Here is a 25,073-nt window from a genome sequence, read left to right on the forward strand (position 1 = left end):
TGCTACGCCAGTGCCGGCAGCATCCGTCGGCGCTTCTTCTTCCACAAGGGCCGGAGCATGGCGACGACGGCGGAATTGAACGAGGCGATGAGGCCGATAACGTTCGCCACCGCCGCCATGACCCAGAAGGCGAGCCTGGCCATCGCCTCGGTGACGAAGAGCGCGCCACGCCCGAGCGTCTTCACCACCGCCAGCGTCTGCCCGCCCTTGGCCTGCGCCAGCGTGCGCAGCCGCGCCGCGCCGGCCGCGTCGTCGACATGGCGCAGCCCGGCGAAGGTCGCGCGCGTGCCGGCCTTTGCCCCGGCGGCGCCGAGGTCGGAGACCAGCGTCGCCACCTCGCCCCGGCTGCCGCCGCGCAGCGCCGCCGCGAGATTGCCGGCGAAGCGCCCGCCGACCACGCCGGCCCGCCGCGCACCCTTGAGCACGGAAAGGCCCGCGCGCAGCGTCAGCGGCGCGCCGAAGGCGGCATAGGTCGCCCCCGTCGCCACGATGCCGACGCCGGCGAGATCGACCATCAGCTTGTCCACCGGCTCGCCGCGCGCCCAGTGCACCGCCTCGCGGCCGAGGTCGCGTACATCGCCCCAGACGGTAAGGTCGCTCGCCGTTGCGCCGGCGAGACCGGCGAGATCCTCGCCCTCGCCGGTGAGGAAGCCCCTGCCGAAGCGCCCGGCCCCGCGCGCCATCTTCGCCGCCGGCGCGTTGATGAGCGCGACGCTCGCCCGCTGCCCGGCCGAGACCGGAATGCCGCGCGCCTCGGCCAGCTCGACGAAGCTCGCCGCCATCTCGCCGTCCTCAGCCTTCAGCGCGGCGTCGATCTCCTGCGCCACCCGTGCCTCGTTCAGCACGCCGTCGAGCTGCAGGTCGGCGATCCGCGCCGCGTCGTCGCGGGCGGTGACGAGCTGATAGGCCTGCCGACCCATGGGCACGACCCAATGGGCCGCGCCGGCGAAGGCGAGCAGGAAACCGGCGGCGGCGAGGAAGCGGTACATGGGCTCAAAAGGTTGGAAGCGGAACGGTCGTGCATCCTTCGAGGCTCGCTGGCGCTCGCACCTCAGGATGAGGAGATCCGGGAAGAACCAGAACGCCACCCCTCATGCTGAGGTGCCGGCCGGAAGGCCGGCCTCGAAGCACGCAGGCGCCCCTGCGCCGCGACCACTCCCCAATGCCTTACCAATATGGCGAAGCGATGGGATGGCCCGCTGCGTCATACGTCGCTTTGCGAGGTGCGACCTGCCGCCCCGCCGCGCCGGCGCCATCTCCCCTTGGACCCGGCCGCTCGTGCCGCTATGTTCCGGCCGATTGCAACGCGAGCGCGGACAGGCGGACATCATGGCGGGCCACGTCGTTCCCCATTTCCATAATTCGGCGGGCGTGCCGAGCATCTCCATCGGCGCGAAGGAGTTCATGTGCGTCGGCGCCCTGCCGCCCTATGACCACCCGCATGTCTTCCTCGACATGGGCTCGGACGACGAGATCATCTGCCCCTATTGCTCGACCCTCTACAAATTCGATTCGTACCTGCACGGCACCGAATCGACCCCGCCGGGCGCCCTCTACGAGACGCCGGCCGCCGCCTGACCCCGGCCTGATGCCGTGGCCGCACGCCACATCCTCGTCGCCGGAGCCGGCATAGGCGGGCTCACGGCCGCGCTCGCGCTGGCGCGGGCCGGCTTCGACGTGACCATCGTCGAGCGCGCGCAGGCGCTGGAGGAGGCCGGCGCCGGCGTGCAGCTCGCCGCCAACGCCACGCGCTGCCTGAAGACGCTCGGCGTCTATGAGCGCGTCGCCGCCAACGCGGTCTTCCCCGAAGCCTTCGAGGTGATGGACGGGCGCTGCGGCATCCGCCTCACCGGTGCGCCGATGGGGGCGCAGGCGGAAGCGCGCTTCGGCGGGCCGTTCCTCGTCATCCACCGCGCGGATCTCCATTCCGCCCTGCTCGCCGCCGTGCGCGAGACCCCCGCCATCGCGCTGAAGCTCGGCCATGCGGTCGAGGGCTTCGAGGCCGAAGGCGACGGCGTCGCCGTCCGCTGCGGCGAGAGGCTTCATGCCGACGCGCTGATCGGCGCCGACGGCCTGCGCTCGGCGGTACGGCTGCAGCTTCATCCAGAAGCAAAACCCTCCTTCCGCCACCGCGCCGCCTGGCGCGCCACCGTGCCGGCGGGCGCCCTGCCCGCCCGCCTCGCCGGACCGATCACCCGGCTCTGGCTCGGTCCCGGTGCGCATCTCGTCTCCTATCCGGTGAAGGGCGGCGAGGCGGTGAACCTCGTCGCCGTGACGCCGGACGAACGCGAGGTGCATGGCTGGAATCTCGAAGGCGCGCCGGGGGAGCTGCTGGCGCATTACAGCGGCTGGAGCGCCGACGCCCTCGCCTTGATCGGCGCCCCGGAGCGCTGGCTGCGCTGGGCGCTGTTCGACCTCGACCCGATGCCGGCCTGGGGCACGGGCGCGGTGACGCTGCTCGGCGACGCCGCCCACGCCATGCCGCCCTTCCTCGCCCAGGGCGCGGCGCAGGCGATCGAGGATGCGGTGGTGCTGGCGGATTTGCTGAAAAGCACGGCGGCGATCGACTCCGCCACAATCCCCGCCGCGCTTCGCCACTATGAAGCGCTGCGCCTCCCCCGCACCGCGCGCGTGCAGAAGGCGGCGCGGGGCATGGATCGCATCTACCATCTCGCCGGCCCGGCGCGGCTCGCGCGCGATCTGGTGATGCGGGCCCGCCCCGGCGATGCCGTGCTGGAGCGCTACCGCTGGATCTATGACTGGACGCCGTGAGGCGGTTCGCCACGCCGGCGGATGTTCACAAAGAGATGCGATCACGAAAGATCGAGTTTTCTAATGAAAGCCATGAAAACATCTCGTTTTCCGATCCAACTGTGATCGACTAGCTTCCCGTCATCAACTTCCCCGGGAGATGGCCGATGCCACCCGCATCAAGCGCGCTCGTCGCGCCACGCACCCTGCTGCCTTTGCCGCTGCTCATCGGGCTGTTCCTGGTGCTGTGGTCCTCGGCCTTCGCCGGGGCCAAGCTGGCGCTCGCCGACTGCCCGCCGCTGGTGCTGCTCACCGCCCGGCTGGTGCTGGCCGGCGCCATCATGCTGATCATCGCCCCCGTCTGGGACAGCGGACACCGCCTGCGCCGGCGCGACGTCTGGGCGCTGATCTTCATCGGCATCCTCAACAACTCGATCTATCTCGGACTGAACTGGACGGCGCTGACCTTCACCTCCTCCGCCTATACGGCGGTGCTCACCTCGTCGCTGCCTCTCATCGTGGCGCTCGGCGCCGGGCCGCTGCTCGCCGAGAGGATGACGCCGCGCAAATGGCTCGGCATCGCGCTCGGCATCGTCGGCGTGGTGATCGTGCTGCGCTCGCGGCTTGCCGGCGCGCATGAGACGCTGGCCGGCACGCTGCTGATCGCCGGCGGCGTGCTGTCGCTCTCGGCCGGCACGCTGGCCTTCAAATATTTCCGCCCGCATGGCGGGGTGTGGACCGGCAACGCCATCCAGTGCCTCGCCGGCGGGGTCGTGCTCATCCCCTTCGCGCTGGCCACCGAGAACCCGGCCGACATCCACCTCACCGCCAACCTCATCGGCGGTCTCGCCTTCCTGGTGGTGGCGGTGTCGATCGGCGGCTACGGGCTGTGGTTCTACCTGCTCACCCGCTCCAGCGCGACGGCGGCCTCCAGCCTGCACTTCCTCATGCCGCCGCTCGGCCTGTTCTTCGGCTGGCTGCTGCTCGGCGAACAGGTGCCGCTGCTGGACATAGCCGGCATCGTGCCGATCGCGCTCGGCATCTGGCTGGTGACGCGCCCGGCGCGGGGGACGGCCTGACCGCCTTTTGGACGTCATCCCGGCCGAAGGCGTAGCCCTTGAGCCGGGATCGCTCTCCAATGACAATGCGATCCCGGATCGGCCTGACGGCCGTCCGGGATGACGCTGTTTCAGGAATGGAAAATCAGGCCGCCACCGGCGCTTGCTGAAGCGCCTTGATCAGCTCGTAGGAGCGCTTCTTCGCCGCCATGTCGGGGATGGCGGTGGCGATCATCAGTTCGTCCGCCAGCGTCGAATCGAGGAAGCGCTCCAGCCCGGCGGCGACCGTTGCAGGCCCGCCCACCAGCACCTTCTCGCGGTTGCGGCGGATGAAGGCGCGGTCGGCGTCGCTATAGGGGAAGGCGGCCGCCTCCTCCGCCGTCGGGATCGGGCCATAGTCGCCGCGTGCCCGCCTGAGATGCGCGAGGTCGACGCTGCCCGCCAGCCACTCGGCCTCTTCGTCCGTCGGGGCGCAGACCACCGCCAGAGCGAGGATGGCGTGCGGAGCGGCCAGCCGGTCGGAGGGCTGGAAGCCGGCGCGGTAGTTCAGCATGGCGTCGAGCACGTCGTGCTGGGCGAAATGATGCGCGAAGGCGAAGCCGACGCCGATCTGCGCCGACAGCCGCGCACTGTAGCCGGAGGAGCCGAGCAGCCAGAGCGGCGGCAGCTTCACGTCGACCGGCATCACCTTGATGTTGCGATAGGGGTGGTCGGCCGGCCACTCGCCGGTGTCCCACAGCATCAGTTCCTTCAGCCGGTCGAGGAAATCGTCGCCGGGGTCGATGTCCTGCCGGCGGCGCAGCGCATGGGCGGTGAGCTGGTCGGTGCCGGGCGCGCGGCCGAGGCCGAGATCCACCCGGTCGGGATAGAGCCCTTCCAGCACCTTGAAGCGCTCCGCCACCATCAGCGGCGCATGGTTGGGCAGCATCACCCCGCCCGAGCCGACGCGCATGTGCTGGGTGGCGGCGAGGATCTGTCCGATCATCACGTCCGGCGCGCCGGAGGCGACCGAGGGGAGATTGTGATGCTCGGCGACCCAGAAGCGGGTGTAGCCGAGGCCATCGACATGGCGGGCGAGCTCGACCGTGCTCCACAGCGCCTGCGGCCCGGTGCCGTTGGAGGCGACGAAGGAAAGGTCGAGAACGGAAAGCGGGGTGCGCGCGAGACGGGTCATCGCCGTCACGTAGGTACGCGCCTGCGCGGTGCCAAGGAGTATCCTTTCTGTGACCGGGGCGGGTCCGCGGCGGAGGGCGGTGGACCTGGCCATCGCCTCACCGGACCGCTGTCACCCTCACGCCGTCATGCCAGGCCCTGGGCCGGGCATCCACGCCTTCTTTGGTCGGCGCGGAAAGACGTGGATGGCCGGGTCAAGCCCGGCCATGACGGCGCACAGAACCATCAGGTTGCACCTTCCCATAACAAAGGTTACACCTCATCGCACCATCCCAGCCGCACAGGGGCAACCCAACATGAGCACGACCACCATCGGCGTGAAGATCGACGAGGAGCTCCGCGCCCGGCTGAAGGCCGCCGCCGAGCGCGAGGGCCGCTCGCCGCACGCGCTGGTCAAGCAGGCGCTCATCGCTGCCGTCGAACGCACCGAGCGCGGCATGCCGGCCGTGGCCGCCGATACGGCGGCGATGCTTGCCGCCGATGCCGGCAGCGCCCCGCAGGAGAGCCCCTTCCTGCCCTTCGCCCGCTCCATCCAGCCGCAAAGCGTGCTGCGCGCCCGCATCACCTCGGCCTACCGCATGCCGGAGACCGAGGCGGTGCCCATGCTCATCGGCCCGGCCAGCTTGCCCGAAGCCAAGGCGGAGGCCGCGAAGGAGCGCGCCCGTTCCCTCGTGGAATCGTTGCGCGCCAAGGGCCAGAAGGGCCCGGTCGAGGGCCTGATCCACGAATATTCGCTGTCCAGCCAGGAAGGTGTGGCGCTGATGTGCCTCGCCGAGGCGCTGCTGCGCATCCCCGACCGCGCCACCCGCGACGCGCTGATCCGCGACAAGATCGGCCATGGCGACTGGCACGCCCATGTCGGCCAGAGCCCCTCGCTCTTCGTCAACGCCGCCACCTGGGGCCTGGTGCTCACCGGCAAGCTGACCACGACCTCCAGCGAGGCGGGCCTGTCGGGCGCCCTCACCCGCCTCATCGGCCGCGGCGGCGAACCCCTGATCCGCAAGGGCGTCGACGTCGCCATGCGGATGATGGGCGAGCAGTTCGTCACCGGCCAGACCATCTCCGAGGCGCTGGCGAACTCGCGCCGCATGGAGGCGAAGGGCTTCCGCTATTCCTTCGACATGCTGGGCGAGGCCGCCACCACCGAGGCCGATGCGCGCCGCTACCTCGCCGATTACGAGCAGGCGATCCACGCCATCGGCAAGGCCTCGGCCGGGCGCGGCATCTATGAGGGGCCGGGCATCTCGATCAAGCTCTCGGCCCTGCACCCGCGCTACAGCCGCGCGCAATATTCCCGTGTCGTCAATGAGTTGCTGCCGCGTGTTGTCACGCTGGCGAAGCTCGCGCGGCAGTACGACATCGGCCTCAACATCGACGCCGAGGAAGCCGACCGGCTTGAGATCTCGCTGGACCTGCTTGAATCACTTTGCTTCGACGAGTCGCTAAGCGGCTGGAACGGCATCGGTTTCGTCGTCCAGGCCTACCAGAAGCGCTGCCCCTATGTGATCGACTACCTGATCGACCTCGCGCGCCGCTCGAACCACCGCATCATGGTGCGGCTGGTGAAGGGCGCGTACTGGGACAGCGAGATCAAGCGCGCGCAGGTGGACGGGCTGGAAGGCTTCCCGGTCTATACCCGCAAGGTCCACACCGACGTCGCCTATCTCGCCTGCGCCCGCAAGCTGCTCGCGGCGCCCGACGCCGTGTTCCCGCAATTCGCCACCCACAACGCGCAGACGCTCTCCGCCGTCATGGAGATGGCCGGCGCCAACTACTATGCCGGCCAGTACGAGTTCCAGTGCCTGCACGGCATGGGCGAGCCGCTCTATGAGGAGGTCGTCGGCCGCGAGAAGCTCGGCCGCCCCTGCCGCATCTACGCCCCCGTCGGCACCCACGAGACGCTGCTCGCCTATCTCGTGCGGCGCCTGCTCGAAAACGGTGCCAATTCCTCCTTCGTCAACCGCATCGCCGACGAGGCGGTGCCGGTGGACGAGCTGATCGAGAGCCCGGTCGCCGCGGCCTCGCGCATCGAGCCGATGGGCGCGCCGCATCCGCGCATCGCTGCGCCGGACGACCTGTTCGGCGAGGAGCGCCGCAACTCGGCCGGCCTCGACCTTTCCAACGAGCAGCGCCTCGCCTCGCTCGCCGCCGCCCTGCTCGCCGGCAGCGCCGTGCCGCTGAAAGCCGTGCCGCTGCTCGGCGACGGCCCGGCCGAGGGCGTCGCCCGCCCGGTGCTCAACCCGGCCGACCATCGCGACCAGGTCGGCACGGTGGAGGAAGCGACGCCCGAGACCGTCGCCCGCGCCATGGAGATCGCCCAGGGCGCGGCGCCGATCTGGCAATCGACGCCGCCGGAGGAGCGCGCCCAGTGCCTTTCCCGCGCCGCCGATCTGATGGAGGCGCGCATGCCGGCGCTCATCGGCATCATCGTGCGCGAGGCCGGAAAATCCTTCCCCAACGCCATCGGCGAGGTGCGTGAAGCCGTTGATTTCCTGCGCTATTACGGCGCGCAACTGAAGGGCTGGTCCGGCGATACGCATCGCCCACTCGGCCCGGTGGTGTGCATCAGCCCGTGGAACTTCCCGCTCGCCATCTTCACCGGCCAGGTCGCCGCCGCGCTCGCCTCCGGCAATGCGGTGCTGGCCAAGCCGGCCGAGGAGACGCCCCTCATCGCCCATGCGGCGGTCGAGATCCTGCGCGAGGCCGGCGTGCCGCCCGGCGCGGTGCAGCTCGTGCCCGGCGGCGGCGAGGTCGGCGCGGCTCTGGTCGGCGATGCCCGCACACGCGGCGTCATGTTCACCGGCTCGACCGAGGTGGCGCGGCTCATCCAGAGCCAGCTCGCCGAACGCCTGAGCCCGGAAGGCGGCGTCATCCCGCTCATCGCCGAGACCGGCGGGCAGAACGCCATGATCGTCGATTCCTCGGCGCTGGCCGAGCAGGTGGTGGCGGACGTGCTGTCCTCCGCCTTCGATTCCGCCGGCCAGCGCTGCTCGGCGCTCCGCATCCTGTGCCTGCAGGAGGACGTGGCCGACCGCATGCTGGAGATGCTGCGCGGCGCGCTGAAGGAGCTTTCCGTCGGTAATCCCGTGCAGCTCTCCACCGATATCGGCCCGGTCATCACTGCCGAGGCGCGCGAGACCATCGAGGCGCACATCGCCCGCATGCGCAAGGCGGGCCGCCCCGTCGAGCAGCTGGAGCTCGATGCGGAGACGCGCCACGGTACCTTCGTGCCGCCGACCCTCATCGAGATCGACGACATCGCCGAACTGCACCGCGAGGTGTTCGGCCCGGTGCTGCATGTGGTGCGCTATCGCCGCGACGACCTCGACGCGCTGATCGACGCCATCGACGCCACCGGCTACGGCCTCACCTTCGGCCTGCACACCCGCATCGACGAGACCATCGCCCATGTCGGCGCGCGCATCGAGGCAGGCAATGTCTATGTGAACCGCAACATCATCGGCGCCGTAGTGGGCGTGCAGCCCTTCGGCGGTCACGGCCTCTCCGGCACCGGGCCGAAGGCCGGCGGGCCGCTCTATCTGCAACGCCTGCTGAGCGTGCGTCCGTCCATCGCCCTGCCCGCCGCCGGCGCGCCGGAGCCGGCGCGGCTCTGGACCGACTTCGTCTCCGATCCCGCCACCCGCGCGCTGTGCGGCGCCGTGCTCGACGCCTCGCCCTATGGCCACAAGGCGGAACTTTCCGGCCCGGTCGGCGAGCGCAACGTCTATGTGCTCAAGCCCCGCGGCACGGTACTGTGCCTTGCCGCGACGGAGCGGGGGCTGGCGGTGCAGATCGCCTCGGTGCTCGCCACCGGCAACCGCGTGCTGCTGGAGGGCACCGACCTCCCCGCTTTGCCCGCCGGGCTGGAGAGCCATGTCGGCATAACCGACGACCTCGCGAGCGCGCGGTTCGATGCGGTGCTGTTCGAGGGCGACAGCGATGCCCTGCACCGGCTGAACGGCGAGATCGCCGCCCGCGGCGGGCCGATCGTGCTCGTGCACGGGCTGCATCCCGACGCGCTCGCGCGCGGCGAGTTGTACCCGCTCGACCTCCTGATGCTCGAAGGTGCAACCTCCATCAACACCGCGGCCGCCGGTGGCAATGCCAGCCTGATGAGCATCGGCTGAACGAGGGGGCACACGCCCCCTCGCCTGCCCATTCGCATGGCTGATATGCGCCTCATCCATGGCGATATATCGCATGCGACCTATATCTGTTACGACTGCTTTGGAGGAGGCCGAGACCTTAAGGAGACCGCCATGATCGCGAATAGCCGCCCCATCGACAAAGACCCGCGCGCGGACGCCGCTCCGGCCGCCGCGGCGACCGACAGGGAGCGCGCGCCCGATCAGGCCGAGCCCAGGCTCGACGATTTCGTCTGCTTCGCCATCTATTCGGCCTCGCACGCCATCAACCGCGTCTACAAGCCGGTGCTCGACCGGCTCGGCCTCACCTATCCGCAATATCTCGCCATGGTGCTGCTGTGGGAGAAGGACGGGCGCACGGTCGGCGAGATCGGCGAGCGGCTGCGGCTGGAATCCAACACCCTTACGCCCGTGCTCAAGCGGCTCCAGGCCGCCGGCCTGCTCACCCGCGAGCGCGACGTCGAGGACGAGCGCCAGGTGCGTATCCGCCTCACCGCCAAGGGCCGGGAGCTGCATGCCGGCGCCGCGGCGATGCGCGAGCGGCTCACATCGGCGGCCCGGCAGGATGTCGAGGAGCTGACGCGGCTGCGCGGCGAGGTCTGCGCCCTGCGGGACGCGCTCGATGCGAGCGCGCCGTCCGGCCGATAAGCCACGGACGGCCGCCGCGGCGCGCGCACGTCACGGCGTCCGGCGCCCGTCCCGCCGCACGTGCTCGACGAGCGCGCGCAGCTTGGGCGCCATGTTCCGGCGGTTCGGGTAGTAGAGATAGAACCCCGCGAAGGGCGGGCAGAACGCCTCCAGCACCGCCACGAGCCGCCCAGAGTCGAGAAACGGCCGAAAGCTCTCTTCGAGACCGCAGGTGATGCCGGCGCCCGCCAGCGCGAGCTTGATCATCAACGCCATGTCGTTCGTGGTGATCTCCGGCGCCACGGTGACGGCGAACTCCCTACCCTCCTCGGTGAACTCCCAGCGATAAGGCGCGACGCGCGGTGCCGGGCGCCAGCCGATGCAGCGATGCGCGGCCAGCTCGCGCGGATGCGCGGGTGCTCCCCGGCGCTCGAGATAGGCCGGCGCACAGACGATGATCTGCCGCTGCGCGCCGGAGACCGGGACGGCGATCATGTCCTGCTCGATCACCTCGCCGAGCCGCACGCCGGCGTCATAGCCCTCGCTGACGATGTCGAACTCCTCGTCCGTTACCACGATGTCGAGCTCGACCGCCGGATGCGCCGCGGCGAAGGCGGCGAGCATGGGTCCCGCCAGGAAATCCTCGGCGATCGAGGAGACGGCGAGCCGCAACTGGCCGCGCGGCGAACCGCGCAGGTTCCGGGCCGCCTCAAGCGCCGACCTCATCTCCGCCAATGCCGGCGCCGCATCGGTGAAGAGCCGCTCGCCGGCCTCGGTGAGGCTGACGCTGCGTGTGGTGCGCTGGAGCAGCGCGATGCCGAGCCGCTCCTCCAGCCGGCGCATGGTCTGGCTCACCGCCGAGCGGGTGACGCCGAGCCGGTCGGCCGCGGCGCGGAAGCTGCGCTCCTCCGCCACCACCGCGAACACCGCCAGCGCGTCGAGATCTGCTTCCATTGGTTATGTTTGCTTTCCAGTCTGTCGATACGCCGGGTGATTATCGCGACAATGGCGCCTGTCTATCTTCCCTGCAAGCACGCCGGACGACCCGGCGGCATCACAACAACGGAGATGGACATGGCTCTCGACAAGGTCGTCCTCATTACCGGCGCCTCCAGCGGCATCGGCACCGGCATCGCCCGCGAACTCGCCGCCGCCGGCGCAAAGCTGGTGCTCGGCGCTCGCCGCACCGACCGACTGGAAGCGCTCGCGCAGGAATTGCGGGCGGGCGGCGCGGAGGTCGTCACCCGCCGGCTCGACGTCACCAACCGCGCCGACGTCGCCGCCTTCGCGGAGGCCGGACGGCAAGCCTTCGGCCGCGTCGACGTCATGGTCAACAATGCCGGCGTCATGCCGCTGTCGCTCATGGCCTCGCTCAAGGTCGAGGAATGGGACCGGATGGTCGACGTCAACATCAAGGGCGTGCTCTACGGCATCGCCGCCGTGCTGCCGGAGATGACCACCCGCCGTGCCGGCCACATCATCAACATCGCCTCCATCGGCGCGCTGTCGGTGGTGCCGACCGCGGCGGTCTATTGCGCCACCAAGTTCGCCGTGCGCGCCATCTCCGACGGGCTGCGGCAGGAGAACCGCGACATCCGCGTCACCTGCATCCATCCCGGCGTGGTGGAGAGCGAGCTCGCCGACAGCATCACCGATCCCGCCGCCGCGGAGATGATGAAGACCTACCGCGCCATCGCCCTGAAGCCGGACGCCATCGGCCGCGCGGTGCGCTTCGCCATCGAGCAGCCGGACGACGTCGACGTCAACGAGATCGTCGTCCGCCCGACCGCAGCGTGAGGAGGAAGCCATGCAATTCGCCCTCCCTCGCCTCTCCGCCGCAGTTTTGCTGCTCGCCTCCACGCTTGCCCTGCCACAGGAAGGCCGCTCGGAAATGAACCCCGATACGCAGTCCACAGCCGCCGCCCCCGGTCATCCCTATGTCGGCCTCTGGGTCACCGCCGACCGCCGCGTCCGCCACCGGCTGCTGCCGAACGGGCGCTATGACGAGGCGCGCGGCACGCGCGAGAGCGCCTATCGTGGCCGCTACGAGGTCACAGGCAACGAGATCTTCTACTGGGACGACACCGGCTTCACCGCCGACGGCGTGTTCATCGACGGCGTCCTCCCCCATGGCGGCATGATCCTCCACCGGGCGGAGTGAGGCAGTGCCGGTCACCCCAGCGTCCGTTGCAGCAGCTTCAGCACGTCGGCGTTCATCTGCGCCACGTTGAAGCGCATGAAATCGGTCGCGCTCTGGGTCACGCTGAACACGTTTCCCGGGGCCAGCACCACCCCGTCGCGCAAGGCGGACTTCGCGACCTCCGCCGCATCCGTCGCCCGCGGCAGCCGGCACCAGAGGTAGAAGCCGCCCCGCGGCAGCGTCCATGGGTGGACGTCGAGCTTCGCCAGTTCCGCGATCATCTCCCGGCGCCGCCTGACCAGCCGGCTGCGGAGCCCGGCCAGATGCTTATAGTAGCTGCCGTCGCTCAGCGTGCGGAAGACGAGTTCCGCGGCGAGAGGGCTCGGCCCGCCGAACCCCGTCGCCAGCTGCAGCTCGATGAGGCCGTCCACCAGCTCCGGCCGCGCCGCGATGAAGCCGCAGCGTATCGAGGCGGAGAGCGTCTTCGAGAAGCTGCCGATCCGGATCACCCGGTTCAGCCCGTCGAGAGCGGCGAGCCGCGGCGAGGGCTCCGGCTCGAAATCGGCGAAGATCTCGTCCTCGACGATGGTCACATCGTGCGCCGTTGCCGCGGCGAGAAGCCGGTGCGCCGTCCGCGGCGACAGGCTGGCGCCGGTCGGGTTGTGGAGCGCGGAATTGGTGAGATAGAGGCGCGGACGATGCGTCGCGAGCGCCTCCTCGAACAGGTCGACATCCGGCCCGGTGGGCGTGTACGGCACGCCGACAACCCGGACTGCATGGGCGCGGAGCAGCGCCCGGAAGTTGAAATAGCAGGGATCGTCGACCAGCACCGTGTCGCCCGGCCGCAGCAGGAGACGGCAGATCAGGTCGATGGCCTGCGTGCCGGAACTCGTCAGCAGGACCTGCTCCGCCCCCGCCTCGATGCCCTGCGCCATGAACTGGCGCACCAGAAGGCGACGCAAGGCCGGTGATCCGCGGGTCGAGCCGTACTCGACCAGCACCGCATCGTCGGTCTTCGCGGCCGCGCGCGTCGCGCGCCGGATGGCGGCGAGCGGCATCCAGTCCGGCGGCAGCCAGCCGCAGCCGGGCCGGAGCATCTCCCGCCCGCCATCGAGCGATTGCCGCGACACCCAGAACGGATCGACGGCGCGCTCGACCTCCGGCAGCGCATCGGGGCGCGCGACCGGCGCCATCGCGGCCGACACATAGAATCCCGATCCGGCGCGCGGGCGGATCAGCCCTTCGGCGACGAGGCGGTCATAGGCCTCGACCACCGTGGACGGCGACACCGCCATGTCCCGCGCGAACTTGCGGATCGAGGGCAGCTTGTCGCCGGGCGCCAACGCGTGGCCGGCGATGCGGCGGCGGATCGCCTGCATCACCGTCTCGGTGCGGCCCATCGCTTCCGGGGCGCGGCTTTCACTCTCGACCAACTGTACTGCTCCGTGCGGCCATACTGTTTCCCTCCACAGTACGGGAGCGTTCCTGTCGCCGCCACCTCCCCGCGGATAGCGGAAAGCATCGGTCGAAGGAGTGAGAGTCGTGGCGAGAGGATGGTGGAGCGGCCTGATCGGCGTGATCATCTTCAGCGGCTCCCTGCCGGCGACCCGGATCGCCGTGGCCGGCTTCACGCCGCTGTTCCTCACCTCCGCGCGCGCCGTCATCGCCGCCCTGCTCGGCGCCGCCCTGCTGCTCGCGCTCGGCCAGAAGCGGCCGGCGGGGAAGGACGTCGCGTCGCTCGCCGTGGTGGCCGTCGGCGTGGTGATCGGCTTCCCGCTGCTGACGGCGCTGGCGCTCCAGCACATCACCTCGGCGCGTTCCATCGTCTTCATCGGCCTGCTGCCGCTGGCGACCGCCCTGTTCGGCGTGCTGCGCGGCGGCGAGCGGCCGAAGCCCGCCTTCTGGCTGTTCTCGCTGATCGGCGCGGCGACGGTCGCCGGCTTCGCGCTCGGCAATGGCGTGCCGACCTCGCTGACCGGCGACCTGCTCATGGTCGGCGCGGTCATCCTGTGCGGGCTCGGCTATGCCGAGGGCGCGCGCCTGTCGCGCCGCCTCGGCGGCTGGCAGGTGATCTCCTGGGCGCTGCTCCTCGCTTTGCCGCTCATGGCGGCGCTCGCCATCGCCACCCTGCCGAGTTCGTGGAGCCCGATCGGCGGACCGGCCTGGCTTGGCCTCGCCTATGTCTCGGTGTTCAGCATGCTGGTCGGCTTCGTCTTCTGGTATCGCGGGCTCGCCCTAGGCGGCATCGCGGCGGTCGGCCAGCTGCAATTGCTCCAGCCCTTCTTCGGCCTGGCGCTCGCCGGCCTGCTGGTCGGGGAGCAGGTCTCCTGGACGATGATCGCCGCGACCGGGCTCGTCGTCCTCTGCGTCGCGGGCGCAAAGCGCTTCGCCTGAGCGCAATCGCCCGCCGGCTTCTGGCGCACTGCAGCAACATCGGACATGATCCTGCGGCCGGCCCCGATCGCACGCCCTCCCGGAGAGACCGCATGCTCTACCTGCTTGCACTGCTGATCGGCGTCGTCGCCGGGCTTCGGGCCATGACCGCCCCGGCGGCGGTCGCCTGGGCCGCCTATCTCGGCTGGATCGACCTTTCCGCCAGCCCGCTCGCCTTCATGGGCTATGCCTGGACGCCGTGGATCTTCACGGTGCTGGCCGTGGTCGAGCTCATCACCGACCAGTTGCCCTCGACCCCGAGCCGCACCGTGCCTGTGCAGTTCGGCACCCGCATCGTCAGCGGCGCGTTGTGCGGCGCGTGCCTCGGGGCAGCCAGTGGCAATCTCGTTGTCGGGGCGGTCCTCGGCGCGATCGGCGCGGTGATCGGCACGCTGGGCGGGCGCTCGGTGCGCGGCAGCCTCGCCGCCTCCTTCGGCAAGGACCCGCCCGCCGCCATCATCGAGGATGCGGTCGCGATCATCGGCGCCGCTCTCATCGTCATGGTGCCGTGATGCCCCAATCCTTCGATGCCATCGTCATCGGCGCCGGCCAGGCCGGTCCGTCCATGGCCGGCCGGCTCACCGGCGCCGGCATGAAGGTCGCGGTGATCGAGCGGCTGCATTTCGGCGGCACCTGCGTGAACACCGGCTGCAAGCCGACCAAGACGCTGGTGGCCAGCGCCTATGCCGCGCGCATGGCCCAGCGCGCCGCCGAATATGGCGTGGTGCTGAGCGGCGCGCCCGGCATCGACATGGCCACGGTGCAGGCGCGCGCGGAGAAGGTCATCCAGGACAGCCGCGCCAGCGTCGAAGGCTGGCTCGGCGGCATGGAGGGCTGCACCCTGTTCCGCGGCCATGCCCGCTTCACCGGCCCGCACGCGATCGAGGTGGACGGCGAGACGCTGAGCGCGGAGCGCATCTTCATCAATGTCGGCGGGCGGGCGGCGGTGCCGGACATGCCGGGCATCGGCGAAGTCCCCTATCTCACCAACAGCGACATGGTCGAGATGAAGACCGTACCCGACCATCTGGTGGTGATCGGCGGCTCCTATATCGGGCTCGAATTCGCGCAGATGTTCGCCCGCTTCGGCGCCGAGGTCACGGTGATCGAGAAGGGGCCGCGGCTGATCGGCCGCGAGGACGAGGACGTCTCGGCAACCATCCGCGAGATATTGGAGGCCGAGGGCATCCATCTCCGCCTTGGCGCCGAATGCATCCGCTTCGCCAGGCATGAGCGCGGCGTGGCGGTGAGCGTCGACTGCACCGACGGGCCGCCGGAGATCCTCGGCTCGCATGTGCTCGTCGCGGTCGGGCGGCGGCCCAACACCGACGATCTCGGGCTTGAGAAGGCGGGGATCGCGACCGATTCCCGCGGCTACATCACCGTCGACGACTATCTCGAGACCAGCGTGAAGGGCGTCTACGCGCTCGGCGACTGCAACGGCCGCGGCGCCTTCACCCACACCTCCTACAACGATTTCGAGATCGTCGCCGCCAACCTGCTCGACGGGCAGGACTGGCGGGTGAGCGAGCGCGTGCCCGCCTATGCGCTCTATGTCGATCCCCCGCTCGGCCGCGTCGGCATGACCGAGGCGCAGGCCCGTGCCACCGGCCGGCCGCTCCTGATCGGCAAGCGGCCGATGACGCGGGTCGGCCGCGCGGTGGAGAAGGGCGAGACCTGGGGCTTCATGAAGGCCGTGGTCGACGCCGAGACCAAGCGCATATTGGGCGCGGCGATCCTCGGCACCGGCGGCGACGAGGCGATCCACGGCCTGCTCGACATCGTCAATGCCGACGTGCCCTACACCATCTTCCAGCGCGCCGTGCCGATCCACCCGACGGTGTCGGAGCTGATCCCGACCCTGCTCGCGGAGATGCAGCCGGCCACGGGCGCGACCTAGTTACCACCGGATCGGGAGGCTCAGGACGAGCCCGCCGCCCGCGACGTTCCGCGGAACACCAGCCGGTTGCAGATCAGGATCGCCAGCAGCGAGCCCACGCCGACCAGCGTGAAGATGGCGTTCACCGACGGCGTGAAGCCGAAGCGCATCTGGTTCCACACCCAGATCGGCAGGGTCGGCGCCGTGCCGGAGAGGAACAGCGTCACCATCACATCGTCCGCCGACAAAGTGAAGCCGAGCAGCGCGCCGCCGATCACCGCGCCCCTGATCGAGGGGAACAGCACATGGACGAAGCTCTGCCAGTGGTTGGCGCCGGCGTCCATCGAGGCTTCCAGCAGCGCCCCGTCGAGCCGCCGCAGCCGGGCGAGGATGATCATCAGGATCACTGGCATGACGAAGCTCGACTGGCCGATCACCGTGCGGAAGATGCCGGAGGGCACCTGCACGAGCTGCGTCGCCAGCACCATGACGATGCCGAGCACGACGCCGGGGATGGCCACCGGGATCGCCAGCGCGAACTCGAAGAAGCGCGCCTGCCGCACCCGCCCGTAATGGATCGCGAAGGCGAAGCCGGTCGCCGCCACGCTCGATACGAGAACCACCGCGAAGCCGACGACGAGGCTGCGCCGCACCGCCTCCAGCATCGACGCGTTCTCCGCCAGCTCTGCGTACCAGCGCAGCGTCGCGCCGTGCAGCGGAAACGCCTGCACGGACGAGTCGTTGAACGACATCAGCACCATGATGGCGAGCGGCGCGTAGAGGAACAGGAAGGGCAGGACGAAGGCGACGGCGGCAAGGCTGCGCAACAGGCGCCGTCCCGAGCCGAGCCGGGCGCGCGAGACCGACGGCTTCGCGCCCTCGTCGCCCATCAGCACGCCCTTGGTCTGGCCGGCCCACATGACGAAGGCGAGCACGATGCCGACGCTCAGCATCAGGCAGACGGCGATGGCCGAGCCGTAGGGCCAGTTGTTGGCGATGCCGAACTGCGAGGCGATGACCATGCCGATCATCGTGCCGTCGATGCCGCCGACCATGGAGGGTGTGATGTAGTCGCCGACCGTCATCAGGAAGGCGAGCGAGAAGCCGATGGCGACGCTCGGGCGCGACAGCGGCCACACGACATGGCGGAAGGTCTGCCAGGAAGAGGCGCCGCTGTCCTGCGAGGCCTCGATCAGCGAATGCGGGATCTTCTCCAGCGCGGTGAAGATGGCGACGAAGCAGAACGGAATCGAGATGTAGGTGTAGGTCAGCAGCACCGAGAAGCCGGTGTAGAGGAAGGCCTCGCTCGGCTGTTCGAGCATGCCGCTGCCGACGAGGAACGAGTTCAGCACGCCGTTCTGGCCGAGGATCATGCGCCAGGCGAAGACGCGCATCAGCAGGCTGATCCAGAGCGGGATGATCACCAGCAGCACGATGACGGAACGGTTCTTCTGCACCACCCGCGCCGCGTAATAGGCCATCGGATAGGCGATGAGGCAGCCGATGGTGGCGGCGCCGAAGCTGGTGGCGAGCGTCTTCAGCAGCAGGAACTGGAAGCTCGACGACTTCCACAGCCGCACATAGCTGGCGATGCTGGGATCGAACACGATCAGCCCGTTCGAGGTGCGCAGGAAGCTCGCCCCGATCAGCAGCAGATTGGGCACCAGCACCAGGGCGATGAACCAGGCATAGACCGGCCAGCCCAGCGGGCTGAAGCTGCGGAAGCGGAGCGGGCGGGCGGCGGACATCGGCATGTCGGAGGCGATGTCAGCCATGGAACACCGTCGCGTTGCTGGCGTCGAAAAGGACCCGTACCTCCCGCCCGAGGAGATAGCCCTCCCCGGCCGCCGGAACCGCGGCGATGATGTTCAGCCCGCCGCAGCGCACGTTCACTTCCAGCGCATTGCCGAGGAACAGCACGTCCTCGACCTTGCCCGCGACGCTGCAGGCGCCGTTGGCCGGCTCGTCGGCGCCGGCGAGCCGCACGCATTCGAAGCGGATCGCCATCCGCGCCGGGCCGGTCCGGGGCGTGGCGACGCCGGAGAGCGGCTGGCCGTCCAGCAGCGCGGTGATGCCGTCCTCGCGCGACACGCATTCGATGGGCAGCAGGTTGGACCGTCCGACGAACTGGGCGACGAACTCCGAGGACGGGTCGAAATAGATCTCGCGCGGCGTGCCGAGCTGGGCGATGCGCCCCTCGCTCATCACCGCCACGCGGTCCGACATGGACAGCGCCTCCCCCTGGTCGTGCGTGACATAGACGAAGGCGATGCCGAGCTCGCGCTGCAGCGAGACCAGCATGTGCTGCATCTGCTGGCGCAGCCGCAGGTCGAGCGCCCCCAGCGGCTCGTCGAGCAGCAGGATGCGCGGCCGGCAGACGATGGCGCGCGCCAGCGCCACGCGCTGGCGCTGGCCGCCGGAAAGTTGGTGCGGCAGGCGGGCGGCGAAGTCGCCCATGCTCACCAGTTCGAGGCATTCGCGCGCCTTGGCGAGGCGTTCCGCCTTGCGGGCGCCGGCCATGCGCAGCGGATAGGCCACGTTCTCCAGCACGCTCATATGCGGGAACAGGGCGTAGCTCTGGAACACCGTGCGCACGTCGCGGCGGAAGGGCGGGACATGGGTGATGTCGTCGCCGTCCATCAGGATGCGGCCGACATCCGGCTGCTCGAAGCCGGCGATCATCCGCAGCAAGGTCGTCTTGCCCGAGCCGCTGGGGCCGAGGATGGAGAAGAACTCCCCCGGTTCGACCGAGAAGGAAATCCGGTCGAGGGCCGGCCGGGTCGCCCCGTGATAGGTCTTGTCGACCCCCGCGACGGTCAGGATCGCCTGCGAAGACTTTGCCATCACTCGTGCTCCGATATCCGCGTCAGGGTAGGCACGCTCCTCAGAGCGTGCCGGCCTTGAAGTCGTTCCAGATCTGCAGGCGCCGCTCGAAATCTTCCGGCTTCTGCAGGATCACGAGTTTTTCCCAGAAATCGCCAGCCTGCGAATCCGGGATGTTGGTGCGCTTGAGCGTCTTCTCGCTCACGCCGCCTTCCTTGGCCTCGGCGAGGTTGAGCACGCCGTTATTGGTCGAGGATTCGATGAAGCGGGCCTGCCATTTGACCGAGAGATTGTCGTTGATGAACTTGTAGACGATGTCGCGGTCGCCCTTCTTGGAGACGCCGGTGCAGTCGATCCAGGTCGGGGTGCCTTCCTTGGGCAGCGAATAGTTGAAGTTCTTGCCCTTGTCCTGCAGCGAGGTGACGACGGCGATGTTCTGGCAGTAGCCGATGACGGCGTCGCCGGCGGCGTAGATCGTCACCGCGTCGTCGAAGCCGCGGGCAATCGTGCGGATTTGCGGACGCAGCTCGCGCAACGCCTTCTCGCACGCCTCGAAATCGGCGTCGGTCAGGTTGAAGGGGTCCTTCGCGCCGACATAGAGCGCGATCATCGGGAACACGATAGTGCAGTCGTCGAAGATGTTGACCTTGCCGCGGTACTTCTCGTCCCACAGCGCCGCCCAGCTATCCGGCGACTTGATCAGGTCGGCATTGTACATCAGCGGCTGGGTGCCCCAATTATAGGGCGCCGCGACGATCTCGCCGCCGACATTGGTGTACTTCTTCCAGTCGAGCTTGGGCGTGATGTTCGCGACGTTCGGCACCTTGGAGGTGTCGAAGGGAACGATCAGGCCGGCCTCCTTGAAGCGCGGCAGCGAGCCGGTCTCGATATACATCACGTCCGGCTGCACGGCGCCGGAGAAGGGCTGCGAGAACAGCTCGTCCACCGAGCCGATGACCACCGGCTTGACCTCGACGCCGTTGGCCTCGCCCCACTCCTTGCACCAGGCCGGATCGTGATAGGTCTCCCAGGTCAGCAGCACGATGGGCTCCTGCGCATAAGCGCGGCGCAGCACGCCCGGCGCGGCCAGGGTCGCTGCCGCGAGGCCCATGCCCTTCATGACACTGCGGCGCGACGGCGCCCGATACCCGTTTTGGAAGGTCATTTTTATCCCCTGTGTTCGGGCCTTTTTGGCCGACACCTGGTTCGGCAACTATCGTGCCATCCCGGTCGACATAATTCTGGCAAGTTGAAAATGCCTCATCACGCCGGCATCCATCAAAACATCCGAATAACAAACCGTCCACTTTTAATCATGGAATCACGATCTACTGATTTATACTTTCTCATCAGCGAAACATGATCTCACCCATGAGGCCGGATGAAACACCCGGACACGAGGTGGACAAGTTGCATGGATGAGCCGGCCGGTGTCGCACAGGCGCGACACGCCCGTCGCTGGTCGCAGCCTCGTCTCAATGGACGATCTGGTAGCGCTGGAGCTTGCGGTAGAGGGTGGCGCGGCTGAGCTGGAGCGCGACCGCCGCGGCCTTCACATTGCCGCCGCAGCGCGCCAGCGTGGCGAGGATGGCGTCGCGCTCCGCCGCGGCGATGGCGTGACGGGCACTGCCGGCCGCCTCGACTTCCTCGCCCGGCGCCACCGTGCCCGGAACCGCCGTGCCCGGAGCCGCCGCGACAGGTCCCGGCGCAACGGCGGCGGGCATGGAGGGCGCGCGGGCGCCGGTGCGGATGGCAATGTCGCGCGCCGTCAGCTCGGCGCCTTCGCACACATGCACGGCGCGGTTCAGCACATGGCGCAGCTCGCGGACATTGCCCGGCCAGTCATGGTTCATCAGCATCGCCAGCGCGTCCGGCGCAAGGCTCAGGCGCCGGCCGTCGGCGAGGCTGGCAAAGACCGCCTCGATCAGCTCGCGCCGGTCGGTCCTCTCGCGCAGGGCGGGAATGTCGATCACCGCGCCGGCGAGCCGATAATAGAGGTCCTGCCGGAACAGGCCGCGCGCGATCTGCGCCTCGAGGTTCTGGTTGGTCGCCGCGATCACCTGCACGTCGATGCGGCGCGGCTTGCCGGAACCGAGCGGCGTGACCTCCCCGGATTCGAGCACATGCAGCAGGCGCGTCTGCTGGCTGACCGGCATGTCGCCGATCTCGTCGAGGAACAGCGTGCCGCCATCGGCCTCCACCAGCCGCCCGGGGCTGCCCTCGCGGCGCGCGCCGGTGAAGGCGCCGCTGCCATAGCCGAAAAGCTCGCTGTCGATCAGCGTGTCCGGCACGGAGGCGCAGTTGAAGGCGACGAAGGGCGCCGCCCGGCGCGGGCTTTCCTCGTGGACGGCACGGGCGAAGGCGTCCTTGCCGACGCCGGTCTCGCCGAGCAGCAGGATCGGCAGCGAGCCGCCGAGCACGCGGCGCACGAAGCGGACATTGGTCGCCATGCGCGGATCGCTGCCGGCGCAGTCGTCCAGCGTCAGGAGCGAGGTCGAAGGGCGGACCGGTGCGGGAGCCGGGGTCGGGCGGGGCCGGGCAGCCGGTTCCGCCGACGCCGCGGGGCGTGAACCGGCCGAGAGCACCTCGGTCGGCCCGCTCAGCGAGACGGTGATGGCGTCGCCGCCCTTCTGCAAATGCAGTGTCAGCTCGGCGCCGCCGAGGCGGGCGAGGTCGATGAGGCGATGGTCGCGCTCGAACACCGCCCACAGGCTGCGCACGCGGGCGAGCTGCACCCGGTCGCTCAGCATCGCGCGCGCCGCGTGGTTGAGGCCGACGAGTTGGAAGTCATCGTCGACGGCGATCAGCCCGTGATCGACCGGCCCGGTCGCGAATTTGAGTATGTAGTTGCGACGGAAGGCCTGGCGGAACATCCGCTCGCCGATGCGGTCGGCCAGCCCCGAGGTGAGGCCGAGCACCACCTTCAGCGTCTCGCGCTGGAGCTCGGGATTGCGGATCGAGATGTTGATGGCGCCGATCAGCTCGTCGTCGGGGCTGAACAGCGGCGCGCTGGCGCAGGACAGCGCCGAGAAGTCGTAGAAGAAGTGGTCGTTGGTGTAGACGCCGACCGGCAGGCGCTCCACGAGGCAGGTTCCGATGGCGTTGGTTCCGGCGGAACGCTCGGCCCACGCCGTGCCCGGCCGCTCCACGTCGCTATAGAATTCGGGATTGTAGTTGGCGCGCTCGCTGATGATGTAGCCGTCGACATTGCCGAGGCTGATGCTGAAGCCGGACAGCGAGACCGCCCCGAAGATGGCATCCATCTCCGGCCGGGCGAAATGGATCAGCTCGTCATTGGCCTGCCGCTGCTGCTTCAGCTCGGCATCGCTCACCGCCTCGATGCGGAACTTGGCACCGGGATCGAAGCGATAGCCTTCCATGCAGCGACGCCACGATGCCGCCATCGCGTCGGCTGCGCGCGGCGCGCGGAAATCGCCGGGGGTCACGACCAGCTGGTTGGCGCTGGAAACGATCCGGGAAACGTGGCTGCGCAGGTCCAGCATCGCGAACTCCGGTTCCGACCCTCCGCTTAAATTCTGCGCAGCACAAATCTTAGTCGTCAACCCGAATTCCCTCCCGCTCGGCCGCCTCCGCAAACGAAAAACGGGCCGGCAGTGCCGGCCCGTTCCTCACGCGAAGAGCATGCGCAGATGGTCGTTGAGGAAGACCCCGTCGGGGTCCATTTCCCGGCGCAGGCGCTTGAAGGCGTCGTATTTCGGATAGATCCGCTCCAGCCGCTCCGGGGTCATGAACTGATGCTTGCCCCAGTGCGGGCGCGCGTCGTAGCGGTCGAGGATCGCGTCGGCGTCGCGCAGCATGCCCCAGCTCCATTCCTCCAGCGGACCGGAGATGGAGAGGGCATAGCCGTCCCGCTCCGAATAGGCCGAGAGATAGGTATCGTCGCCCTTCACCGCCCGGCATTCGACCGGGTAGATGGCCTCGGGATACTTCGTCTGGAACATGTGCCGCACTTCCGCGAAGCACTCCTCGAAGCGCCCGAACGGCACCGCGTATTCGATCTCGCGGAAGTTCGGGACGTAGTCGTTGGGGTAGATGATGGAGGAATGGTCGAACTGCTCGCCCGGCCCAAGCTCCGGCGCGGGCTCGGCCACCGGCACCGCGTTGTAGGTGCGCATGTGGCAGATGTCGAAGTCCCGCGTCGCCTTCGAGGGCACCACCCCGCCCGGCAGCTCGTAGAGATCGGCCGACTCCTTGCGCGGCAGCCAGAAGAACCAGAAGGTCCGGTTGGCATCGAGCAGCTCGTGCAGATGGCCGAGGCAGTCCTCGGTATCGGTGTTCCACGAGCGCTTGTAGATATTGTAGGACGGCACCGCCTGGATGGTCAGCGAGACCACCAGCCCGAACATGCCGATCGAGGTGCGGAACGCCTTGAACAGCTCGCCGTCGGCGGGCGAGAGGTCGCGCAGCTCGCCCTCCGCCGTGACGATGCGCGCGCCGACGAGCTGCGCCGAAAGGCAGGGCAGCTTCTTGCCGGCGCCGTGCGTGCCGGTCATCAGCGCGCCGATGATCGCCTGCCGGTCGATGTCGCCCTGGTTGTTGAGCGACATGCCCTGCTCGCGCAGGAACTTGGTCAGCGCGCTGATGCGCATGCCCGGGCGCACCGTGACCTGGAGCTTCTCCTTGTCGACGGCGACCACCTGGTTGAAGTCGTCGAAGTCGATATGGATGCCGGGCGTCGGCACGATGGCGGGGTTGGAATGGCCGGCCCCGCTGGCGCGGATCGGCAGGCCGAGCCTGCGCGCCTCGCGCACGACGGCGCACACCTCCTCCTCGGAGGTCGGGCGCGCCGTGTAGCGCGGCACGAAATACTGCTCTCCGAACCAGTTCCACCACAGCTTGCCGGGCTGCAACACGCCCGATTTGTCGACGCTCAGCATCTTGCTCTTCCCCTGCCGCTCAGACCGCGATCGCCGGCATGTCTTCGCCGAGCGCCGCATTGACGGCGGGCATGACGCGCTTGGCAAGCAGCTCCATGGAGCGGCGCATCGCCGGCTTGTCCACCCATTCGTGCGAGGTCATCATCAGCGTGCCGAAGGGCCCGACCTCCTCGCGTAGCGCGAGAATCTTGCGCGCCACCGTCTCCGGGCTGCCGTAGATCACGAAATTGTCGCGCACCAGCTGCGGGGTGATGGTGGCGGGATCGGTGTCGCGGAAGGGCGCGAGCAGCGCGCCGGCGCCCATGCGCTCATACACCTGGTACATGTAGTCGTAGTACCAGTCATAGGCGCCGCCGGGCGTCTTCACCAGGCGCTCGGCCTCCTCGTCGGTATCGGCCACATGGATGGAGCGGGCGACGCGCCACTTGGAGCCGTCCGGCGTCCTGCCGAGCTTGGCCAGCTCGTCGCAATAGGTCTCCCAATGGGTCTTCACCACCCAGGAGGCGACGAAATTCGCCGAGATCGGCATGAAGTCGTGCCGCGCGGCCACCCGCATCGAGCCCGAATTGGGGCTCGACACCGACACGGCGAGCGGGGGATGCGGCCGGGTCAGCGTCTTCGGCAGGATGCCGACGCCGAGGTCCGGCCAGTACATCTTGCTGAGCTTCACGTTCCAGAACTTGCCGGGAATGTCGTAGGGCGGATCGGAAGCCCAGATCTTCTTCATGATCTCGATCGAGTCGAGCATCATCGCCGTGCGGTCGGCGGTCTCCATGCCGAACACCTCGAAGTCGGAGCCGAGGCCGCCGGTGCCGATGCCGAGCAGCAGGCGCCCCGGCGCGAGGTGGTCGAGCAGGGCGATGTGGGAAGCGGCCATCACCGGGTGATAGAGCGGCAGCGGCAGCACGCCGGTGCCGAGCTTGATGCGCTTGGTCTGCGGCGCCATGTGCGCCAGGAACATCAGCGGCGACGAGATCTGCTCGATCTCGGCGGAATAGTGCTCGCCGATCCACGCTTCCTCGAAGCCCAGTTCATCGGCGAGCTTGAAGGCCTCGACATCCTCGGCCAGCGCGGTGGGGTAGTGTCTGTTGACCGAATGAAGCGGCATCATGAAGAAGGAAAGCAGCACGACCGAACTCCCTTGAC

Annotated in this window: 20 protein-coding genes; 10 read left to right on the plus strand and 10 right to left on the minus strand. The window is 69.1% G+C overall.

The annotated features are described in order from the left end of the window. Window positions 1-2: 2 nt before the first annotated feature. Window positions 3-989, minus strand: coding sequence for a hypothetical protein (locus SNOV_RS10140; RefSeq protein ID WP_013166830.1), 987 nt, complete (start codon window positions 987-989; stop codon window positions 3-5). 340 nt (window positions 990-1,329) lie between these two features. Here SNOV_RS10140 and SNOV_RS10145 point away from each other — a divergent pair, with 340 nt between their 5' ends. The 3 genes from SNOV_RS10145 (at window position 1,330) to SNOV_RS10155 (ending at window position 3,830) form a co-directional block, all read left to right on the plus strand. Beyond that, on the plus strand, window positions 1,330-1,578 hold the full coding sequence (locus tag SNOV_RS10145; protein ID WP_013166831.1) for a zinc-finger domain-containing protein: 249 nt from the start codon (window positions 1,330-1,332) through the stop codon (window positions 1,576-1,578). A gap of 15 nt (window positions 1,579-1,593) precedes the next feature. Beyond that, window positions 1,594-2,772 carry an FAD-dependent monooxygenase gene (locus tag SNOV_RS10150; protein ID WP_013166832.1) on the plus strand — a complete coding sequence of 393 codons (1,179 nt, stop codon included), beginning with the start codon at window positions 1,594-1,596 and terminating at the stop codon, window positions 2,770-2,772. Window positions 2,773-2,918: 146 nt separating this feature from the next. Beyond that, the gene (locus SNOV_RS10155; RefSeq protein ID WP_013166833.1) at window positions 2,919-3,830 is read left to right on the plus strand and encodes a DMT family transporter; all 912 of its coding nucleotides are present in this window, start codon (window positions 2,919-2,921) and stop codon (window positions 3,828-3,830) included. 124 nt (window positions 3,831-3,954) lie between these two features. Here the strand turns inward: SNOV_RS10155 and SNOV_RS10160 are convergent, their stop codons facing one another. Continuing rightward, window positions 3,955-4,983 (minus strand): LLM class flavin-dependent oxidoreductase, encoded by a 1,029-nt coding sequence (locus tag SNOV_RS10160; protein WP_013166834.1) that lies wholly within the window; start codon window positions 4,981-4,983, stop codon window positions 3,955-3,957. A gap of 295 nt (window positions 4,984-5,278) precedes the next feature. On the opposite strand from SNOV_RS10160, the gene putA reads away from it, so the two are divergent. Then, the gene (gene putA / locus SNOV_RS10165; RefSeq protein ID WP_013166835.1) at window positions 5,279-9,109 is read left to right on the plus strand and encodes a trifunctional transcriptional regulator/proline dehydrogenase/L-glutamate gamma-semialdehyde dehydrogenase; all 3,831 of its coding nucleotides are present in this window, start codon (window positions 5,279-5,281) and stop codon (window positions 9,107-9,109) included. Between the two features lie 132 nt (window positions 9,110-9,241). After that, window positions 9,242-9,775, plus strand: a complete 534-nt coding sequence (locus SNOV_RS10170) for a MarR family winged helix-turn-helix transcriptional regulator (protein ID WP_013166836.1) — start codon at window positions 9,242-9,244, stop codon at window positions 9,773-9,775. Window positions 9,776-9,805: 30 nt separating this feature from the next. Here the strand turns inward: SNOV_RS10170 and SNOV_RS10175 are convergent, their stop codons facing one another. Continuing rightward, window positions 9,806-10,708, minus strand: coding sequence for a LysR family transcriptional regulator (locus SNOV_RS10175; RefSeq protein ID WP_013166837.1), 903 nt, complete (start codon window positions 10,706-10,708; stop codon window positions 9,806-9,808). 120 nt (window positions 10,709-10,828) lie between these two features. Here SNOV_RS10175 and SNOV_RS10180 point away from each other — a divergent pair, with 120 nt between their 5' ends. Further along, entirely contained in the window at window positions 10,829-11,551 is a 723-nt protein-coding gene (locus tag SNOV_RS10180) for an SDR family oxidoreductase (RefSeq protein WP_013166838.1), read from the plus strand. A gap of 10 nt (window positions 11,552-11,561) precedes the next feature. Continuing rightward, window positions 11,562-11,915, plus strand: coding sequence for an Atu4866 domain-containing protein (locus SNOV_RS10185; RefSeq protein ID WP_013166839.1), 354 nt, complete (start codon window positions 11,562-11,564; stop codon window positions 11,913-11,915). An 11-nt stretch (window positions 11,916-11,926) separates the two neighbouring features. Here the strand turns inward: SNOV_RS10185 and SNOV_RS10190 are convergent, their stop codons facing one another. Further along, window positions 11,927-13,273 carry an aminotransferase-like domain-containing protein gene (locus SNOV_RS10190; protein WP_081441027.1) on the minus strand — a complete coding sequence of 449 codons (1,347 nt, stop codon included), beginning with the start codon at window positions 13,271-13,273 and terminating at the stop codon, window positions 11,927-11,929. 163 nt (window positions 13,274-13,436) lie between these two features. On the opposite strand from SNOV_RS10190, the gene SNOV_RS10195 reads away from it, so the two are divergent. The 3 genes from SNOV_RS10195 to SNOV_RS10205 all read left to right on the plus strand — a co-directional run bounded on the left by SNOV_RS10195 (window position 13,437) and on the right by SNOV_RS10205 (window position 16,227). Further along, on the plus strand, window positions 13,437-14,288 hold the full coding sequence (locus SNOV_RS10195; protein ID WP_013166841.1) for a DMT family transporter: 852 nt from the start codon (window positions 13,437-13,439) through the stop codon (window positions 14,286-14,288). A 92-nt stretch (window positions 14,289-14,380) separates the two neighbouring features. Further along, entirely contained in the window at window positions 14,381-14,839 is a 459-nt protein-coding gene (locus SNOV_RS10200; protein WP_013166842.1) for a DUF4126 family protein, read from the plus strand. Then, on the plus strand, window positions 14,839-16,227 hold the full coding sequence (locus SNOV_RS10205) for an FAD-containing oxidoreductase (protein WP_013166843.1): 1,389 nt from the start codon (window positions 14,839-14,841) through the stop codon (window positions 16,225-16,227). The genes SNOV_RS10200 and SNOV_RS10205 overlap by 1 nt, the downstream gene beginning before the upstream one ends. 20 nt (window positions 16,228-16,247) lie before the next feature. Here the strand turns inward: SNOV_RS10205 and SNOV_RS10210 are convergent, their stop codons facing one another. The 6 genes from SNOV_RS10210 to SNOV_RS10235 form a co-directional block, all read right to left on the minus strand. Continuing rightward, window positions 16,248-17,981, minus strand: coding sequence for an ABC transporter permease subunit (locus SNOV_RS10210; RefSeq protein WP_013166844.1), 1,734 nt, complete (start codon window positions 17,979-17,981; stop codon window positions 16,248-16,250). Continuing rightward, window positions 17,974-19,050, minus strand: coding sequence for an ABC transporter ATP-binding protein (locus SNOV_RS10215; protein ID WP_013166845.1), 1,077 nt, complete (start codon window positions 19,048-19,050; stop codon window positions 17,974-17,976). The genes SNOV_RS10210 and SNOV_RS10215 overlap by 8 nt, the downstream gene beginning before the upstream one ends. Window positions 19,051-19,090: 40 nt before the next feature. Then, the gene (locus SNOV_RS10220; protein WP_013166846.1) at window positions 19,091-20,194 is read right to left on the minus strand and encodes an ABC transporter substrate-binding protein; all 1,104 of its coding nucleotides are present in this window, start codon (window positions 20,192-20,194) and stop codon (window positions 19,091-19,093) included. A gap of 310 nt (window positions 20,195-20,504) precedes the next feature. Further along, complete coding sequence (locus SNOV_RS10225) at window positions 20,505-22,532, minus strand: sigma-54-dependent Fis family transcriptional regulator (RefSeq protein ID WP_013166847.1); 2,028 nt, start codon at window positions 22,530-22,532, stop codon at window positions 20,505-20,507. Window positions 22,533-22,658: 126 nt separating this feature from the next. Next, window positions 22,659-23,927 carry a D-arabinono-1,4-lactone oxidase gene (locus SNOV_RS10230; protein ID WP_013166848.1) on the minus strand — a complete coding sequence of 423 codons (1,269 nt, stop codon included), beginning with the start codon at window positions 23,925-23,927 and terminating at the stop codon, window positions 22,659-22,661. Window positions 23,928-23,946: 19 nt separating this feature from the next. Beyond that, window positions 23,947-25,056 carry an LLM class flavin-dependent oxidoreductase gene (locus SNOV_RS10235; protein WP_013166849.1) on the minus strand — a complete coding sequence of 370 codons (1,110 nt, stop codon included), beginning with the start codon at window positions 25,054-25,056 and terminating at the stop codon, window positions 23,947-23,949. Window positions 25,057-25,073: the final 17 nt, after the last annotated feature.

Source organism: Ancylobacter novellus DSM 506, from assembly GCF_000092925.1.
Taxonomy (GTDB): Bacteria; Pseudomonadota; Alphaproteobacteria; order Rhizobiales; family Xanthobacteraceae; genus Ancylobacter; species Ancylobacter novellus.

Excerpts from the sequence above, each read along its gene's own strand:
- SNOV_RS10140 (WP_013166830.1), bottom strand. The coding sequence starts at position 989 with ATGTACCGCTTCCTCGCCGCCGCCGGTTTCCTGCTCGCCTTCGCCGGC.
- SNOV_RS10145 (WP_013166831.1), top strand. The coding sequence starts at position 1,330 with ATGGCGGGCCACGTCGTTCCCCATTTCCATAATTCGGCGGGCGTGCCG.
- SNOV_RS10155 (WP_013166833.1), top strand. The coding sequence starts at position 2,919 with ATGCCACCCGCATCAAGCGCGCTCGTCGCGCCACGCACCCTGCTGCCT.
- SNOV_RS10160 (WP_013166834.1), bottom strand. The coding sequence starts at position 4,983 with ATGACCCGTCTCGCGCGCACCCCGCTTTCCGTTCTCGACCTTTCCTTC.
- putA (WP_013166835.1), top strand. The coding sequence starts at position 5,279 with ATGAGCACGACCACCATCGGCGTGAAGATCGACGAGGAGCTCCGCGCC.
- SNOV_RS10170 (WP_013166836.1), top strand. The coding sequence starts at position 9,242 with ATGATCGCGAATAGCCGCCCCATCGACAAAGACCCGCGCGCGGACGCC.
- SNOV_RS10175 (WP_013166837.1), bottom strand. The coding sequence starts at position 10,708 with ATGGAAGCAGATCTCGACGCGCTGGCGGTGTTCGCGGTGGTGGCGGAG.
- SNOV_RS10180 (WP_013166838.1), top strand. The coding sequence starts at position 10,829 with ATGGCTCTCGACAAGGTCGTCCTCATTACCGGCGCCTCCAGCGGCATC.
- SNOV_RS10185 (WP_013166839.1), top strand. The coding sequence starts at position 11,562 with ATGCAATTCGCCCTCCCTCGCCTCTCCGCCGCAGTTTTGCTGCTCGCC.
- SNOV_RS10190 (WP_081441027.1), bottom strand. The coding sequence starts at position 13,273 with ATGCAGGCGATCCGCCGCCGCATCGCCGGCCACGCGTTGGCGCCCGGC.
- SNOV_RS10200 (WP_013166842.1), top strand. The coding sequence starts at position 14,381 with ATGCTCTACCTGCTTGCACTGCTGATCGGCGTCGTCGCCGGGCTTCGG.
- SNOV_RS10205 (WP_013166843.1), top strand. The coding sequence starts at position 14,839 with ATGCCCCAATCCTTCGATGCCATCGTCATCGGCGCCGGCCAGGCCGGT.
- SNOV_RS10210 (WP_013166844.1), bottom strand. The coding sequence starts at position 17,981 with ATGGCTGACATCGCCTCCGACATGCCGATGTCCGCCGCCCGCCCGCTC.
- SNOV_RS10215 (WP_013166845.1), bottom strand. The coding sequence starts at position 19,050 with ATGGCAAAGTCTTCGCAGGCGATCCTGACCGTCGCGGGGGTCGACAAG.
- SNOV_RS10220 (WP_013166846.1), bottom strand. The coding sequence starts at position 20,194 with ATGACCTTCCAAAACGGGTATCGGGCGCCGTCGCGCCGCAGTGTCATG.
- SNOV_RS10225 (WP_013166847.1), bottom strand. The coding sequence starts at position 22,532 with ATGCTGGACCTGCGCAGCCACGTTTCCCGGATCGTTTCCAGCGCCAAC.
- SNOV_RS10230 (WP_013166848.1), bottom strand. The coding sequence starts at position 23,927 with ATGCTGAGCGTCGACAAATCGGGCGTGTTGCAGCCCGGCAAGCTGTGG.